The sequence below is a fragment of the Methylomonas methanica genome (genome assembly GCF_001644035.1).
GTDB lineage: Bacteria > Pseudomonadota > Gammaproteobacteria > Methylococcales > Methylomonadaceae > Methylomonas > Methylomonas methanica_A.
The window spans coordinates 56,650-72,646 of the sequence record NZ_LUUG01000088.1 but is presented as its reverse complement, the minus strand read 5'-3'; the positions used below and the strand labels follow the sequence as shown (position 1 = coordinate 72,646).

At 53.7% G+C, this 15,997-nt stretch carries 18 protein-coding genes and 1 other RNA gene; 13 read left to right on the top strand and 6 right to left on the bottom strand.

Annotated elements, in window-relative coordinates; genetic code table 11:
- The first annotated feature begins 220 nt into the window (after positions 1 to 220).
- The 8 genes from rluC (at position 221) to A1332_RS15905 (ending at position 5,935) form a co-directional block, all read left to right on the top strand.
- The gene (rluC, locus tag A1332_RS15940; protein ID WP_064009435.1) at positions 221 to 1,180 is read left to right on the top strand and encodes a 23S rRNA pseudouridine(955/2504/2580) synthase RluC; all 960 of its coding nucleotides are present in this window, start codon (positions 221 to 223) and stop codon (positions 1,178 to 1,180) included.
- Entirely contained in the window at positions 1,164 to 1,811 is a 648-nt protein-coding gene (locus tag A1332_RS15935) for an HAD-IIIA family hydrolase (RefSeq protein ID WP_064009434.1), read from the top strand. The genes rluC and A1332_RS15935 overlap by 17 nt, the downstream gene beginning before the upstream one ends.
- Positions 1,812 to 1,818: 7 nt before the next feature.
- The gene (sppA, locus tag A1332_RS15930; RefSeq protein ID WP_064009433.1) at positions 1,819 to 2,802 is read left to right on the top strand and encodes a signal peptide peptidase SppA; all 984 of its coding nucleotides are present in this window, start codon (positions 1,819 to 1,821) and stop codon (positions 2,800 to 2,802) included.
- A gap of 117 nt (positions 2,803 to 2,919) precedes the next feature.
- An RNA gene (gene ffs / locus A1332_RS15925) (signal recognition particle sRNA small type) lies at positions 2,920 to 3,016 on the top strand.
- A 33-nt stretch (positions 3,017 to 3,049) separates the two neighbouring features.
- Positions 3,050 to 4,648 (top strand): DNA polymerase III subunit gamma/tau, encoded by a 1,599-nt coding sequence (gene dnaX, locus A1332_RS15920; protein WP_064009432.1) that lies wholly within the window; start codon positions 3,050 to 3,052, stop codon positions 4,646 to 4,648.
- Between the two features lie 17 nt (positions 4,649 to 4,665).
- On the top strand, positions 4,666 to 4,989 hold the full coding sequence (locus A1332_RS15915) for a YbaB/EbfC family nucleoid-associated protein (RefSeq protein WP_026147014.1): 324 nt from the start codon (positions 4,666 to 4,668) through the stop codon (positions 4,987 to 4,989).
- A 2-nt stretch (positions 4,990 to 4,991) separates the two neighbouring features.
- Positions 4,992 to 5,588 carry a recombination mediator RecR gene (gene recR, locus A1332_RS15910; protein WP_064009431.1) on the top strand — a complete coding sequence of 199 codons (597 nt, stop codon included), beginning with the start codon at positions 4,992 to 4,994 and terminating at the stop codon, positions 5,586 to 5,588.
- An 8-nt stretch (positions 5,589 to 5,596) separates the two neighbouring features.
- Positions 5,597 to 5,935, top strand: coding sequence for a histidine triad nucleotide-binding protein (locus tag A1332_RS15905; protein WP_064009430.1), 339 nt, complete (start codon positions 5,597 to 5,599; stop codon positions 5,933 to 5,935).
- A gap of 64 nt (positions 5,936 to 5,999) precedes the next feature.
- On the opposite strand, the gene A1332_RS15900 is transcribed toward A1332_RS15905, so the two are convergent.
- Genes A1332_RS15900 through A1332_RS15880 form a run of 5 tightly spaced genes read right to left on the bottom strand, consistent with a single transcriptional unit; the run spans position 6,000 to position 11,339 of the window.
- Positions 6,000 to 6,992, bottom strand: a complete 993-nt coding sequence (locus A1332_RS15900) for a polysaccharide deacetylase family protein (RefSeq protein ID WP_064009429.1) — start codon at positions 6,990 to 6,992, stop codon at positions 6,000 to 6,002.
- A complete protein-coding gene (locus A1332_RS15895; RefSeq protein ID WP_064009428.1) occupies positions 6,992 to 7,846 on the bottom strand; it encodes a hypothetical protein in 855 nt (284 codons plus the stop codon). The genes A1332_RS15900 and A1332_RS15895 overlap by 1 nt, the downstream gene beginning before the upstream one ends.
- Before the next feature lie 54 nt (positions 7,847 to 7,900).
- Positions 7,901 to 8,167 (bottom strand): hypothetical protein, encoded by a 267-nt coding sequence (locus A1332_RS15890; RefSeq protein WP_064009427.1) that lies wholly within the window; start codon positions 8,165 to 8,167, stop codon positions 7,901 to 7,903.
- Between the two features lie 31 nt (positions 8,168 to 8,198).
- The gene (locus tag A1332_RS15885) at positions 8,199 to 9,302 is read right to left on the bottom strand and encodes a 2-oxo acid dehydrogenase subunit E2 (protein ID WP_064009426.1); all 1,104 of its coding nucleotides are present in this window, start codon (positions 9,300 to 9,302) and stop codon (positions 8,199 to 8,201) included.
- A 9-nt stretch (positions 9,303 to 9,311) separates the two neighbouring features.
- The gene (locus A1332_RS15880) at positions 9,312 to 11,339 is read right to left on the bottom strand and encodes a dehydrogenase E1 component subunit alpha/beta (RefSeq protein WP_064009425.1); all 2,028 of its coding nucleotides are present in this window, start codon (positions 11,337 to 11,339) and stop codon (positions 9,312 to 9,314) included.
- Positions 11,340 to 11,708: 369 nt separating this feature from the next.
- Between A1332_RS15880 and A1332_RS26535 the strand changes: the two genes are divergently transcribed.
- The 5 genes from A1332_RS26535 (at position 11,709) to A1332_RS15860 (ending at position 15,336) form a co-directional block, all read left to right on the top strand.
- A complete protein-coding gene (locus A1332_RS26535) occupies positions 11,709 to 11,954 on the top strand; it encodes a transposase (RefSeq protein WP_082879725.1) in 246 nt (81 codons plus the stop codon).
- 87 nt (positions 11,955 to 12,041) lie between these two features.
- Positions 12,042 to 12,764, top strand: coding sequence for a hypothetical protein (locus A1332_RS15875; protein WP_064009424.1), 723 nt, complete (start codon positions 12,042 to 12,044; stop codon positions 12,762 to 12,764).
- 11 nt (positions 12,765 to 12,775) lie between these two features.
- A complete protein-coding gene (locus A1332_RS15870) occupies positions 12,776 to 13,549 on the top strand; it encodes an alpha/beta fold hydrolase (RefSeq protein WP_064009423.1) in 774 nt (257 codons plus the stop codon).
- Positions 13,550 to 13,661: 112 nt separating this feature from the next.
- Entirely contained in the window at positions 13,662 to 14,036 is a 375-nt protein-coding gene (locus tag A1332_RS15865; RefSeq protein WP_064009422.1) for a hypothetical protein, read from the top strand.
- A gap of 70 nt (positions 14,037 to 14,106) precedes the next feature.
- Entirely contained in the window at positions 14,107 to 15,336 is a 1,230-nt protein-coding gene (locus A1332_RS15860; protein WP_064009507.1) for a pyrophosphate--fructose-6-phosphate 1-phosphotransferase, read from the top strand.
- 82 nt (positions 15,337 to 15,418) lie between these two features.
- Here A1332_RS15860 and A1332_RS15855 read toward each other — a convergent pair whose 3' ends face one another.
- On the bottom strand, positions 15,419 to 15,886 hold the full coding sequence (locus tag A1332_RS15855; protein WP_064009421.1) for a DUF1348 family protein: 468 nt from the start codon (positions 15,884 to 15,886) through the stop codon (positions 15,419 to 15,421).
- Positions 15,887 to 15,997: the final 111 nt, after the last annotated feature.

The following is a 15,997-nucleotide window of genomic DNA, read 5'->3' as shown; positions in this document are numbered from 1 at the left end:
TACCGAACTCTATACTAAGGATGCAGCACGCTCATCATGGGTTGAGCGATAAAACCCGAAAAAATTCTTTAAGCTTAACGCGAAGCTACAGCGCTAAAACCCGGTCTTTAAATTTTTATAGTTAAAGTCTATCCAAAGATAAACTAGCCTAATATAGCAATGTTTATACACAGCAGCAATTTTAAACATGGCTGGCGGATATGTTGTTATTATTTGCCGCATGAATACCGCAGAAAATCAGACCAATCCGCAAGTACAATGGTTGGAAATTACCGAGGCAAACAGCGAACAAAGGCTCGATAATTTTCTGATCACTTATCTCAAAGGCGTCCCTAAAACCCGCATCTATCGTATGGTCAGAAAGGGCGAAGTACGGGTGAATAAAGGCCGTATCGACGTCAGTTACAAGTTGCAGTTAGGCGACATCGTAAGGATTCCCCCGGTCAGAGTCGCGGAAAAGAAAGACGAAATCATCGTCCAGCCCACCTTGAAGTTCAGTCTGGAAAACCACATTCTCTACGAAGACGACGGCTTTATCGTTTTGAACAAGCCGGCTGGCTTTGCTGTGCATGGCGGCAGCGGTGTAACGTCCGGGGTCATCGAGGGGCTAAGACAGATTCGGCCGCAGCAGAAGTTCCTGGAGTTGGTGCATAGGCTGGATAAGGAAACCTCCGGTTGCCTGTTGATAGCCAAGAAGCGCTCGGTATTAAAGGTATTGCATGAACTTTTTCGCGGCGATGGCATCCAGAAGACCTATTTGGCTTTGTTGGTGGGGCAGTTTCAGCGTAAGAAACAACTCGTCGAGGTGCCTTTGTTGAAGAATGTCGCCCAGGGCGGCGAGCGGATGGTGGTGGTTAGCCAGGCCGGTAAATCCGCCGAGACCTTGTTCACCCGCTTGAAACAGTTTCAGGATGTGACCTTGGTGCATGCCGCGCCCAAGACTGGCCGGACCCACCAGATTCGCGTCCATGCCGCCTGGTTGGGGCATCCGATTGTGGCCGATGATCGTTACGGCGATGACGGCACGAATAAATCCTTTAAAAAGCGCGGTTACAAACGCTTGTTTTTGCACGCCGAGCAATTGCAGTTTGCTCATCCCGTCAGCGGAGTCTTGCTGCACTTCACGGCGCCCTTACCCGAGGATTTACAAGAATTACTGAATCATGAAAAACCGCTTTGATTTAATCATTTTCGATTGGGACGGTACTTTAATGGATTCGGTGGACTGGATCGTGCATTGCATCCAGCAAGCCGCGATGCGTTGCGAGTGCGCAGTGCCGACCGCGCAGGCAGTCAGGGACATCGTCGGCTTGAGCATCGAAAATGCGATGAAGCAGCTGTTTCCGGATGAAGATAGCGAAAACCGGCAAAAGATAGCCGCCGATTACGCGAAAACATTTTTTACCAAGCAGATCGGTCCTGAAGACTTGTTTCCCGGTGTGCATGACATGCTGAATCAGTTTCGTAGCCAAGGTTACCGCCTGGCAGTCGCGACCGGCAAGAAAAGCAAGGGTTTGCAGGCAGCGATCAATGCTACCGGTGTGGCGGAACTGTTTTGTACCACGCGCTGCGCGGACCAAACCGCTTCCAAGCCCAATCCGCTGATGCTGGATGAAATCATTATGGAACTGGGCGTGGATAAGCAGCGTACCTTGATGGTCGGTGATTCGGTGCATGATTTGCAAATGGCCCTAAATGCGCAAGTCGCCTCAGTCGGCGTCACTTGCGGCGCGCATCCCGCTACAACCTTGCAAAAGTACAATCCTTTGCTGTGTTTGAACTACCCCACCGACTTGATCGGAATCATATAGGAGACAAATGGTGGAGAATAAACAAGATCTTCCCGAAGATATTGCTGAAAATAGTCCCGGTTGGGAAAAGTCGGTGCTGGAGAAATTGGCGTTTGCCGCCATCGACGAACAGAAAGCTGCGCGGCGCTGGGGAATATTTTTTAAGCTGCTGACGTTTGCTTATCTAACCGTCGCGTTGGGCATAGCGGTATATCCGAAATTTAAGGAGGGTATCGATTCCGGTACGGGCGAGCATGTGGCTATCGTCGATGTATTGGGGCAGATTGTCCAAGGCGAGGCCGCCAGTGCCGACACGGTGATTGAGGGCTTGCGCGATGCGGCCAAGGATAAAAACACCAAGGGTATTATCCTCAATATCAATTCACCCGGCGGTAGCCCGGTGCAGTCGGCGTACATTTACGACGAGATCAGGCGCTTGAAAGTCGAGCATCCGCAGTTGCCGATTTATTCTGTGGTCGGCGATATGTGCGCATCCGGCGGTTATTATGTTGCGTCGGCCACCGACAAGATATTCGTGAATCAGGCCAGTATCATCGGCTCTATCGGCGTAATCATGAACGGTTTTGGCTTTACCAATGTGTTGGACAAACTGGGCGTGGAGCGGCGATTGTTGACCGCCGGCGCGCACAAAGCCATGCTCGATCCGTTCTCGCCGGTCAATCAGCAAGAAAGCAAGCATATGCAGTCTTTACTGGATCAAGTGCATCAGCAGTTCATTGGCGCGGTTCGGGAAGGGCGCGGCAAACGTTTGAAGGAAACTGAGGCGCCGGATATGTTCTCCGGGTTGATTTGGACTGGCACGGAAGGCGTAAGGCTGGGCTTGGCGGATGATTTCGGCAGCGTTGATAGCGTGGCGCGCGATCAGTTCGGCACCGAAGAAAAGGTAAACTTTACCCCTCAAGAGCGTTTGATTGACCGCTTGGCCGGCAAGTTCGGTGCTTCGTTCGGTCATGCCATCGCCAGCAGTTTGTCTATCCCGGCGATACAGTAGTCGGGCGGCGCATTATCGGAGTTATTGACTTATTTTTGGCAAGACAGTTGCTTATCGATCGGCTTTTAAGGATAATGCGCCTCTCTTCAGCGTCTTGCTGATGTTTTATGGTTACTGTGTCGGTCCTCTCGCAACGATACGCTGTAAACCCCGCCAGGTCCGGAAGGAAGCAACGGTAGCAGCGGACTCGTGTGCCGGGATGTGGCTGGCGCAGTAGCCGCCCAACTCTTGCCTTTCCGCGTTGCTAATGGCTTATCAGGTTCTTGCCAGAAAATGGCGTCCCAGCAACTTCACCCAGCTTGTCGGTCAGGAGCATGTCAGCCAATCGCTAATGCACGCCTTGCAACATGATAGATTGCATCATGCCTATCTGTTCACCGGCACGCGCGGCGTTGGCAAAACCACGGTGGCGCGGATACTCGCCAAAGCCATCAACTGCGAAAATCTGAAAGATTTCAATCCCTGCGGCGAATGTCAGGTGTGTCGGGATTTCGAACAGGGCCGGTTTATGGACTTGATCGAAGTCGATGCCGCTTCCCGTACCAAAGTCGAAGATACCCGCGATCTGCTCGACAATGCCCAATACGCGCCCAATCAAGGCCGCTACAAAGTTTACCTAATCGACGAAGTGCATATGTTGTCCGGCCATAGCTTCAATGCTTTATTGAAGACCCTGGAAGAGCCGCCGCCGCACGTCAAGTTTCTGCTGGCTACCACCGATCCCCATAAAATCCCGGTTACCGTATTATCGCGTTGTTTGCAATTTAATTTGAAACGGTTGTTGCCGGAACAAATCGACACGCAAATGCAGTTTATCCTGGGCCAGGAGCAAATCGCTTTCGAACGGGCCGCGCTAAAAATGCTTGGTCGAGCCGCCGACGGCAGTCTGCGCGACGGCTTGAGCCTGTTGGATCAGGCCATCGTTTACGGTAGCGGCAGTGTCACGACCGAAGCGGTGATAGGCATGCTCGGCACCGTCGCCCAGCAGCCTATCGACGACATATTGCAGGCCTTAGCGGCTGACGATGCGCGGGCCTTGCTGGCAAAAATTGCCGATGTAGCGGAGCTGACGCCGGATTTCGCCGATATTCTGCAACAGATACTCAGAGTGTTGCATCGGGTTGCGTTGTTGCAGCAAATGCCGGATTTCGTCGATCACGAATTCGATAAGCAACTGCTGGAGAGCTTGGCCAAGGCCTTGTTGCCGGAAGACGTGCAACTTTATTATCAGATCGGCTTGCTCGGCCAACGCGACCTGCCATTGGCGCCCGATCCGCGTAGCGGGTTTGAAATGGTGATGCTGCGGATGTTGACTTTTCGGCCACAAGTCGCGGAAGCGCAAACGCTTGAGCCCGTCAAACCGGCTGTCGTTAAGCCGGCTGCCGGTGTATCGGCGCCGGTTATGCCAGCGGCGGTGGAGACAAGGCTTATCGAAGAGCCGCGTCCAACACCCGCCGTACAAACCACCAAACCCAGCAATTGGACCGAGATTATCGCCGCCTTGAATATCAGCGGCCGTACCCGTGAGCTGGCAAATAACTGCGTATTGGATGGTATCGACGATAGCAGTTGCCGCTTGCTGCTCGATCCGAGCTTCCAACAGGTCGGTACTAAAGCTGAGGACAACCTGCGTGCGGCCTTGCAAAATTATTACGGTAAACCCTTAAAACTGGTCATAAGCAAGCAAGCAGAGCAGCAAATGACGCCGGCATTGGAAATTCAAAAAGCTCGCGAAGATCGTCAGCAAGCGGCGGTCGATAGCATTAACACCGACGAAAATGTACAGGCTTTGAAAGATACCTTTGGCGCCAGAATCATGCCTGGTAGTATCGAACCGCTGAATTAAATATTGGAGAGACGATGATGAAAAATGCGCTAGCGGGCATCATGCAACAAGCCCAAAAAATGCAGGACAACTTAAAAAAGGCCCAGGAAGAATTGGGGGCGATGGAAGTGCAAGGCGAATCCGGCGGCGGTCTGGTGACGATAGTGATGACCGGCAAGCGCGAAGTGCGTAAGGTCAGCATCGACCCGTCTCTGGTCGGCGACGACAAGGATATGCTGGAAGATTTGGTGGCAGCGGCGATCAACGACGCCGTGCATAAAGTCGGCAAGATGAAAAAAGAAAAAATGGCCGACGTCACCGCCGGTATCCCGATTCCGCCCGGTTTCCAAATGCCTTTCTAAACATGCAAAACCAGGGTTTGCTGAAAGAGTTGATCCAAAGCCTGTGCTGTTTGCCAGGCGTCGGGCCGAAGTCCGCGCAACGCATGGCCTTTCATCTATTGCAGCGCAATCGCGACGGCGGCATGCAGTTAAGCAAAATGCTTGCGAAAGCCGTCAACGAAATCGGCCATTGCCGCGAATGCCGGACCTTGACCGAAACAGAATTGTGCGAAGTCTGTGCCAATCCGTTGCGCGACTCGGAAACCCTGTGTGTGGTCGAAAGCCCTGCCGATGTGTGGGTGATCGATCAGGCTACCACCTTCAAAGGTAAATATTTTGTACTGCACGGCCGCTTGTCGCCGTTAGACGGTATCGGTCCCGATCAGCTTGGCTTTGAGTTGCTCGAACAACGTATGGCAGCAGGGCAAATCAAGGAAATCATTCTGGCGACCAATTCCACCGTGGAAGGTCAGGCCACCGCCCATTTCATCGGTGAAGTCGCCGGCAAATTCAATATCCGTGCCACCCGCATCGCGCATGGTGTACCGATGGGCGGCGAGCTGGAATTTATCGACAGCGGCACCTTGGCGCATGCCTTTAACGGTCGCCGGGAATTTTAGGAGGACACATGAGCGATTGTTTGTTTTGCAAGATGGCCAGTGGTGAAATCAAGCCGGATGTGGTTTACGAAGACGAGCAACTACTGGCGTTCAGGGATATACATCCGCAAGCGCCCATGCATGTGCTGATTATTCCGAAACGCCACGTTGCCAATTTGAACGATCTGGATGATGCCTTGCTAGGCGGGTTAATGCTGCAAACCGCCGCTAAAATAGCCGGGCAGTTTGGTTATGCGGATAGCGGTTATAGGACCGTGTTCAACTGCAACGGCGATGGTGGGCAGACTGTGCATCACTTACATCTGCACCTGTTGGCGGGCAGGCAGATGCATTGGCCACCGGGTTAAATCAAATAAAAAAAAGCCGCGAAATTCGCGGCTTTTTTATGCGTTTTGGCAACCGCCGGGCAGATCAATGCTGTTCCAGCCAGTCCTTAATCTCTAGCGGCGTCATCGTCGTTCCACCCAACTCCCGCATAAAAAAATCGAAGTAGCGACGGCATTTTTCCAAAAACCGTTCAAGATCCGCATCGCTGTTCACGTAAGGTGTGCCGCCAGGCATCACCGAGGGTGAGTGAAAGCTGAACACAAAGATTCGCACGCCATCGGCCAGCAAGGATTTGGTTAAGCGGCGCATTTCCGGTTCACTGTAATCCTCCGGCGATAGCCTGATCCGTTCCAATAGCCGGAGCCTGGCGACAGCGCCCGATATTTTGGCCTTACGCAACCAAGGATGCATCAATCGGCGGTAAAGTGGCGTGCCTCCCGCCCGTAAGGTCCCTACATAACCGCCGGAGCCGGGCAAACCGAGCAGGCGGCGCTGGCTGCCAAACCAAAACGGGTCGCTGGTGTAGCTAGAGTAGTCCGGGCCGCCGTCGGCGCTGTAGTCGATAGATGCGGCAACGCTGATGTCTACCTCGTAGCCTAGCTCCTCGAGAATCTCACCGGTATTGGGACCGAAGCCGTAACGGCCCGCAAGATAAGTTAACGGCGAGGTGCCGAACGAGGTCTTGATTTGCTCAGTGAGTAGCCGGAGTTTTTCATGCTCCAACGCGCGCGGCAAGTTGCCGGGATAGGAATTGCGCGCATTGAGTTCTTCATCGTACGGTGGCGACACCCAGGGATGTAGATGCGCCCCGATCAGTGCTCGACCCGAATCGGCGTAGGCCTTGAGCGGACCAAACGCTTCTTCCTGCGAGGCAATCGGGTAGTCGACCACATAGTTCGGAACAATCCCGAAACTGTCGAAAACACTCTGCGCCCGGTCGATGTGATTCATGTGCTTGACACCCGTGGCGTGTCTATCATGCGGCTTGTTCCAGTCGAACTCTTCTTCGGTATGGATGACTACCGAGAGGATGGGGCGGGTTTCGCTGTCCAAGCGAATCAGTTTTCGTTCGCTCACTAGCTTAGCCCTACGATCTCGGAATAAAAATTGCTGATGTCGGATTCGGCCAGGGTGTCGCTGCGAAATACTTTATTGCGATAGCCGGCCAGTTCGTGGGAAATCATTGGTAGTCTGGGCAGCAGGCGCGACTCGACTCGCGTATAAAAGCAGCCGTTTTGCAAGAAGTAAGAACCGATTGATTGTCGGTAACTCAGAAACAGTTCGGCATCACTGAATCCCAGCACTAGCGCGCCGGGTACGCCTTTCAATTGGTTTGGTTTCCAGGTCACGAGACAATATGCACCGGGTTTTCCCACGGCCAGATGTCTGAGCCAGGGTAGGTGGCGGTGATCTTGGAATACCTTGGCATCCGCCGGTGCCAGCGCTTGTTCGATTGCATCGTAATCGGTAAGCACGCGAACGCCGCCGAGTCGGGCAAATGGCCAAGGAAGATTGGGCCAGAGTGCGTGGCGTTCGTTCATCGGCTTGAACTTCAGAAACTGTAGCGTCTTCGATACCACTTCCGTCGGCGTCAGGTCGGTGAAATGGAAGCCAGGCTGCGACACGACAGCCATCGCCAGCCGCATACTTTGGGAACGGAAGGCCTCCAGTACGCACCAACTGGTGATATTGCAGAACTGTTCCGCTTGGCCGCGGATGATACGCTCGGCGTAGATGGCGCCGATGCCGCCGACAATTTTGCCTTCGTCGCGAATCAGAAAACCGTTGTTGGGCTTGACGACTCCCCAGTTCTGCTGGAAAGCTTGCGCCCATTGTTCGGCACTGCGCTCGGAGCTGAGGTGTTCTGTAAGAAATTGGCAGAAAGCGAGCAGGTCGCCGTCTTGAATCGGTTCCAGCGTCGGCATGGCCATGATTATTCCTTCAGCGCAATAGCGTCAAATAGGCGTACGGGATGATTATTCTGGTTAGGCTGGTTTGCTGGAAAGCAGAAAGTTGGTCATCGCATTGATCGAGCCGAGATTGTCGATATTCATGTCTTCCTGTTTGATCCGAAAGTCGTAGCTGGCCTCGAACCAGACCACCAATTCCAGAATGGCGCCGGAGTCGAGTAGGCCGGTGGCGGGCAGGATGTCGTCGTCGGTGACGCCGGACGCGTCCATATCCAGCGCTTTGGCAAGCTCTATTACCTTGGTGCGAATCGCGGCTTTGATCTGGTCGGGATTTAAGTTCATCTATCGGTGGCCTCTGGTTTAAGTGTGTGGGTTATGCCGGACGGGACAGCGCCAGCAACACCTGTGCGACGTCAAAACCCGTGAGAACGCGATGATCGTAAGTAGCGCCCAGCACGGCCTTATCCGAATTTTTCGGGGCGGCGTGAGCAATAATCAGCGATGTTTGCGGCGGCAGAATAGGGGTGTGGCGGCTGACATTCCAGCGCGCCATACTCGAAAACGATAAGGTGGCGCCGGAGGCTTCTTGCGGCGGCAGTTTGTGAGCCATCGCGTGACGCTGTACCTCGCCGAGGGCGCTGATGAATTGTGCCGCGTCCATGTCTTGTGTGTCGCGGACCACGGTCAGATAAAGCATCGCGCCGGCCTGCACGGTAAAACCGATGTTCACCGGCGTATATTGAAAGCGCTGACCGTTGACTATCGTGGAATTGATCAGCGGACGTTCGCGGCCCAGTTCGGCCAGACGGAAGGCCATCAGCGGCAGCAAGGGCGAAAGTATCAGCTTATGTTCCGCTGCATAGGCGGCGGCCCGTTCTTCCCAAGGTTTGGGGTCGTATTCGACCTCCAGATAAGCTGAAGCTGCAAAATCCCGATGCCAGGCAACCGTATGTAGCATGCCCGCCGCTTCTGGCGACAGCTCCTGCAAGTCTCCGGCAACTGTTGGCGCGTCTTCCCGGCGGATTGCCGTTTGCGTCGATACTGCGGCTTTGCCGGGCTTGCCGCCCTTGCTCAACCAGGTTTCGATGTCGGCCACCGATAGCCGCTCGCCGCTGGCGGGGACGCGGGCCGGGTCGATGTCGAGCTCCTTCAGCATGGCTCTGGCTTTTGCAGTGGGTTGGCGCACGGCGCTTACGGTTGACGAAGTGTCCTTGGTGGCTTCGGGGATAGCTTCGTCAGGCGTGGCACCCAGCCAGAACATCACCGCGCCGACGCGGATTTTTTGTCCGGGTTCGCAGTCGACCCTCAGCACGTAGCCGTCCTGTTCCGCTACCACGTCTATCATGGATTTGTCGGTTTCGACGGTGGCGACTACGTCACCGCCATTGACGAACTCGCCTTGCTTGACGTCGATGCTGACGACGTCCACGAACTCGTCGTTGATGTTCACGCAGGGGACGGTTTGGAAAGTGGGCATGGCGGTCCTTTAAAAAAGGTCGAGAATTTGCTCGATTATCGATTGTTCGTCGGGAATAATGCTGCGCTCCAGGCTGCGGGCGGAGGCGATGGGCACGGGCGGCGTGCCGATGCGTAGAAACTGGCCCTTGAATCCGGATTCGAGCAACGCGGCGGCGATTTCAGCGCTGACACCGAAGTCGTGGTGAGATTCTTCTATTACCACCACGCACTCCCGGGTTGCCAGATGTTTGATCAACGATTCGCGCGGCAGCGGCGAAAGCAGGGATGGTGCAACGATTTCGACAGCTAATTCCTCTTCGTTTTCCAGTCTGCTTGCCACCGCTTCCGTCATCGTCAGCATGCCGCCGTAGCTCACCAGGGTCAGGTCTGGCTCGTCAGCGCCCCGGCGCAGAGTGGGGAACAGGTGGGTAGCGACATCATCCGTTGCCGGCAGCGCGACATAATCCGCCTGATCCATCTTTTCGCCGTAAAGCAGTTTGTGTTCAAGAAACAGCACCGGATAGTGCCAGCGCAGTACTGCGTCGATTAGGAGTTCGGCAACATTGTGTCTGTGGCTGCCGTAAACCACCGTCAAGCCCGGCACCGAGGTAAACAGATGTTCCGGGCTTTGGCTGTGCGTGGGCCCATAGCCGCGCCGGCCGCCGCAAGGCGTGCGGATGACGATAGGTACCGAGGTGTCCGCAAACATGCCGGGAAATTTCACGGCATGGTTGAGTAGCTGATCCAGGCAAAGCGACAGGAAATCGGCGAACATGATTTCCACAACGGGCAGGTGGCCGTCAAGCGACAAGCCTATAGACGAGCCGGTGATGCCGGCCTCGCTGATCGGCGTAGAGATGACGCGTCCGGGGAATTCGCTGGACAAACCTTGCGTTACCTTGAAGGCGCCGCCGTAAGGATCGTGCAGGTCTTCGCCGATTAACAGTGTGCGCTGATCGGACTTGAGCAGGAATTGCAAGGCCGTGTTCAGTGCCTGACGCACGTTGCTGCCGGCCGCGACAGGCGGATAATCGGGCAAAGGATGTTCAAGTTGGGCGGTGAAGATGTGGGTTGGGGGTTCGGCGAGCGTGGCTTCCGGCGAGACATTGGCGGCTTGGCGCACCGTTTCCACAAATTCGCGATTGCGGGCTTCGATAGTTGTCAGCGTATCGGCTGGCAGCTGCCTGGCCAACGCCGCCAAGGGATCGCGGGCGCGAATTTCCTCAAGCTCATTTGGATCGCGCAGATCGTCGCCTTTGCTGTGCGGGCCCATCCGCCGGGTGTCAATCACCAGGAAGCCGGGGCCGCGACTCGCGCGCATTGCGCCGACTACGTCCGCTACTTTGCGGCAGAATTCGGGATCATTGTCGGCAAATCGCCAGGTCGGTAGTCCGAATGCCGCGCCGCGGGCTTCGATGTCGCCGCCCAGGTTGTCGCGGCTGACGGTAGTCTGAGAAATACCGTTGTTCTCGACCACGACCAGCAACGGCGCTTTCCAGACCGACGCCAGATTCATTGCTTCGTAGACCAAACCCTGGCCGAGCGTGCCGTCGCCGATGATGGCGGCCACGATTCCGGTACTGCTATGTAGCTTGCGTGCCAACGCCAGGCCGGCGCCGATGCCCAGCATGCCGCCCTGGACACCGTTGCTGTGAAAATTGCGGTGGACCAGATGTTGACTGCCGCCCCAGCCGCCGCAGACACCTGCTTCCCGGCCCATAATTTCGCCAACCAGCCCAACAAAGTCCCCTGAATACGACAGAAAATGACCGTGATTGCGATGATTGGAGAGAACAGCGTCGTCAGGGTGATCCAATGCGCGCACTACGGATAAAGCGGTGAGCTCTTGGCCGATACAGGTGTGGGTGGTGCCTGAGACCAGGCCGCGGGAAAATTGATCGAGAACCAATTCTTCGGTCAGGCGAATTAGGTGGCCGTAAGCATAAAGACTTTCCGGGTTAAGCCCGATTTGCGGCTTACCGTGCTCGTCTCGCGTGAAGCCCGGCACTTCCCATGTTTTATCTTCCGGAATGCGCGCTACTTTGTGTGTGTCCATGTGCTGGTTCCGGCGGTCTTGGATAGTGCTTTAGTCATAAGAATATAATTTACGCGAACCGACAGTACCGTGCAAGAACCGATTGAGCTGAACCGGGGGGCGAAATCATCTGCTAGGAGTCTGTCGAACTTACTGCTCTTTAAGTGTGTAATGTCATGAACATTCGCTTAAGGCTCATGCCGTAGCTCGTTGCAGGAGCAAGTTGTGACAATAGTTGCTTTAAGAGCAGCAAAGGCCATTTAAGGATAGGTTAGGTTGCAATTTATTGCGCAGCATGAAGGAAAGCCTATGAGCCGATTTATACCCCTCGCCAATCAAAATTAGGTTAAGGAGTGGTCGATAACTGACTGATTTGTTTATAATCAGGCTATGGCAAATCGTTACCATCATGCTAATTTAATGAAGGACTATCTAGCGGATTCAAAAATCGAATTGATTCTTCTGCCGCCTTACGCTCCGAATCTCAACTTGATCGAGCGATTCTGGACATTTTTCAAGAAAACCGTGCTGTTGCTGTATGGCGCTAATACGAGACCTTGTCTCAATTCAAAACCGCTTGCGACCAGTCCTTTGCCCACTTGCACCAGAATGACATCTCGTTACGCTCGCTATTGACCTGCAGTTTCCAAATCGTCGATCACGGTTGAGTACCAAAATTTGATGTGCGGTGGGTATAGATTAATCTCCTAACTTAACAAAATAATGAAAAAATTATTAAACCAAAGCTTTTTAACCAATTTTATCTCTCTGCTGATTATCGCTGCCGGCTATGTCAGCCCGTTTTATCCGGAAACCTTAAAAGCGATCGGTTTTTTTGCATTTTCCGGAGCAATCACTAACTGGTTGGCCATCCATATGCTGTTCGAAAAAGTGCCGTTCTTGTATGGGTCCGGGATTATCCCGGCGCGCTTCGAAGAGTTTAAGGCATCGATCAAGGCCTTGATGATGCAGCAGTTTTTTACCGTCGAAAATATCGAGCAGTTTATCGAAAGAGAGGAGCAGCAGGGCGGCAAGGTGTTGAACCTGCAACCTTTGCTAAACGCGGTCGATTACGACAAGGTCTATGAAGGCTTGGTATCTTCAATCATGGCGTCGTCGTTTGGCGGCATGTTGTTGATGATGGGCGGCGAAGAAGCCTTATTACCTCTAAAACAACCCTTTACCGAGAAAATGCAGCACACACTGTTGGAGATGGTGGAGTCCGAGCGGTTTAAACACGCTTTGCAGCAAGGATTGAATGCGCACAAGATTGGCGAGGATTTAACCGGCAAAATCGAAATGGTGATCGATAGGCGTTTGAGCGAACTCACACCGCAATTGGTCAAGGAAATGGTGCAATCCATCATCAAGCAACACTTGGGCTGGCTGGTGGTTTGGGGCGGCGTATTCGGTGGTGTGTTGGGCGCCGTGTTCGGTTTTGCCTGAGCAACCTGACGATGACGACCATCGAGCTGGCTTACGATAGTTTCGGCGAACCCGGCGACACGCCGTTACTGATTGTGCATGGCTTTTTGGCTGCCTCGCGTAACTGGCGTTCGGTGGCCAAACGCCTGGCTGAGCAGCAGCATGTTTATGTGTTGGATATGCGCAATCACGGCAGTTCGCCGCATGCAGAGGTGCTGGATTACCCCAGCATGGCCGCCGATCTATTGGCGTTTATGGATAGTCACGGTATTGCCAGCGCGCACCTGCTGGGGCATAGCATGGGCGGTAAGGCGGTGATGTGGTTTGCCTTGCATTATCCGGAGCGGGTTGCTGGTTTGATCGTTGCCGACATTGCTCCGGTCAGTTATCAGCATAGCTTCGACGATCTGGTAGACGCTCTTAGCCGTTTGCCGGTGGATAGCATTGGCAACCGTAAGCAAGCGGAAGAGGCGCTAGCCGAAGCGGTTCCGGATTTGGCCTACCGGCAGTTTTTATTGCAAAACCTGTTGCTGAAAGACGGTAACTATTACTGGCGGATCAATCTGGATATTATTCAAAAAAATGCCCATCACATCGTCGGTTTTCCGGATGTCGGCGGCACTCGGTTTGTCCGGCCGGTTTTATTCATCGGCGGCGGAAATTCAAAATACCTGGATGAAGAAGCGATTTACGCGGTGTTTCCGCAAGCACAAATCGCTAAAATTCCAGACACCGGTCACTGGTTATATGTCGAAGAGCCGGACGCGTTTTGTAGCTTGGTTGAGGATTGGATACTTGCTGCGTAGCGCTTAAGTACTTGATCTAGGGTGGTTTAGAACCTTGGTACACTGGTCAGAAATCGGAATGACGATAAGCTTACCACCGCAATTTAGCTAGTTCAGTGCGGAGCAGTAACACATGATAGACAACTCATCTCAACACACTCAGGGTATCAGACGAGGCAAACTTGCGGTACCGCTCGAGGATTTGTTGCTCACTCAGTCCGACCACGGGCTCAGCGATTATTTGTCACTATCCCTCAGCGAGTGCGGCGAACACACCAAAGTCAGTATCACTACGACCGATGTCGAGCCGTTAACCTATTCGGCGTTTATTCATATTTCCGCGCCGCTGGACTTCGCTTCGGTGGTGTTTGTGGCGCAGCCGGTTAAGCTGGGTGACTTGAGCGATCATCGAACATTGCCTGATAAAAGAAAAGCTTGTGTTAGAATCGCGCGGCTTGCACCGTTTTGGCGAGTGTTGCGGCAAAAGGGATCGCAACGCCGACGCTAAGACGCTGCGATAGCTGATGGTTGGCACGCCGAGCCATCACTTTTTTCTTAACTTTTTATTCGAAACGCTCATGAACAAACCCAAAAAAGTCGCAATCCTCACGGCCGGCGGTTTGGCGCCTTGCCTGAACTCCGCTATCGGCAGCCTGATTGAACGCTACACAGAAATTGATCCCAGTATCGAAATTATTTGCTATCGCGGCGGCTACAAAGGTCTGCTGCTTGGCGACTCTTATGCCGTAACCGCCGAAGTGCGCGCCAAAGCCGGCTTGCTGCAACGTTTCGGCGGTTCAGTCATCGGCAACAGTCGGGTCAAACTGACCAACATTAAAGACTGTGTGAAACGCGGTTTGGTGAAAGAAGGCGAAGACCCACAAAAAGTGGCTGCCGACCAATTGATCAAAGACGGTGTCGATATTCTGCACACTATCGGCGGCGATGACACGAATACTGCGGCAGCTGATCTGGCTGCGTTCCTGGCGAAAAACAACTACGGCTTGACCGTGATCGGTTTGCCGAAAACCGTCGATAATGACGTATTCCCGATCAAACAATCCCTGGGTGCCTGGACAGCCGCCGAGCAAGGCGCGCGTTATTTCATGAACGTGGTGGCCGAAAACAATTCAAACCCACGCATGCTGATAGTCCACGAAGTGATGGGCCGCAACTGCGGCTGGCTGACCGCGGCGACCGCCCAGGAATATCGCAAATTACTGGATCGCGCCGAGTGGTTGCCTGAGTTGGGCTTGAGTCGCGAGTCGTACGAAGTGCATGCGGTTTTCGTTCCGGAAATGGCTATCGATTTGGAAGCCGAAGCGGCCCGTTTGCGCGCGGTGATGGATAAAGTCGATTGCGTCAATATCTTCGTGTCCGAAGGTGCCGGCGTTGAGGCCATCGTGGCCGAATTGCAAGCCAAAGGCCAGGAAGTTCCACGCGACGCGTTTGGCCACATCAAGCTGGATGCGGTTAATCCGGGCAAATGGTTTGGCGAGCAATTTGCACAAATGATAGGCGCTGAAAAAACCTTAGTGCAAAAATCAGGTTACTTCGCTCGTGCAGCAGCGGCCAACGTCGACGACATGCGTCTGATCAAATCTTGCGCTGATTTGGCTGTGGAATGCGCGTTCCGCCGCGAATCCGGCGTCATGGGCCACGACGAAGATAACGGCAACGTATTGCGCGCTATTGAGTTCCCTCGCATCAAAGGTGGCAAACCGTTCAATATCGATACCGACTGGTTCACTGAAACCTTGGCGGCCATCGGTCAGAAAAAAGGCGGCAAAGTCGAAGTCAGCCATTAACGAGCTTTTGGTTTGATCATAGGGGCGGATTTATCCGCCCTTTTTTATTTGAGGCAAATAAATTCGCCCCTACTGCCAAATTTCACAATCCCAATTCAGTTAAACCGGGATGATCGTCCGGTCGCCGGCCCAGCGGCCAATGAAATAAGCGTTCGTCGGCCTTGATCGGCAAGTCGTTGATGCTGGCAAATCGGCGCTGCATGAATCCATACTTGTTAAACTCCCAATTCTCGTTGCCGTAGCTGCGAAACCAGTTGCCGGCGTCGTCATGCCATTCGTAAGCGAAACGGACCGCGATGCGGTTGTCGGTATAAGCCCACAATTCTTTTATCAGTCGATAATCCAATTCCTTGGCCCACTTGCGCTGTAAAAATTCGCGGATTTGAGCCCGGCCAACCGGAAACTCCGCCCGATTGCGCCAGCGGCTGTCTTCGGTATATACCTGCACGACCCGATCCGGATCGCGACTATTCCAGGCATCTTCGGCCATACGGACTTTTTGCGCGGCGGTTTCAGCGGTAAATGGTGGTAGGGGCGGTTTGCTGTCCATTTTTGTGCTCCTGGGCGGGTTGATAAAAGATGTAGACAGATTTGTCTACATTTGGCGATGGTAGCAATTGTAGACAGACTTGTCTACAATCGAAAAATGATTAACGATTCT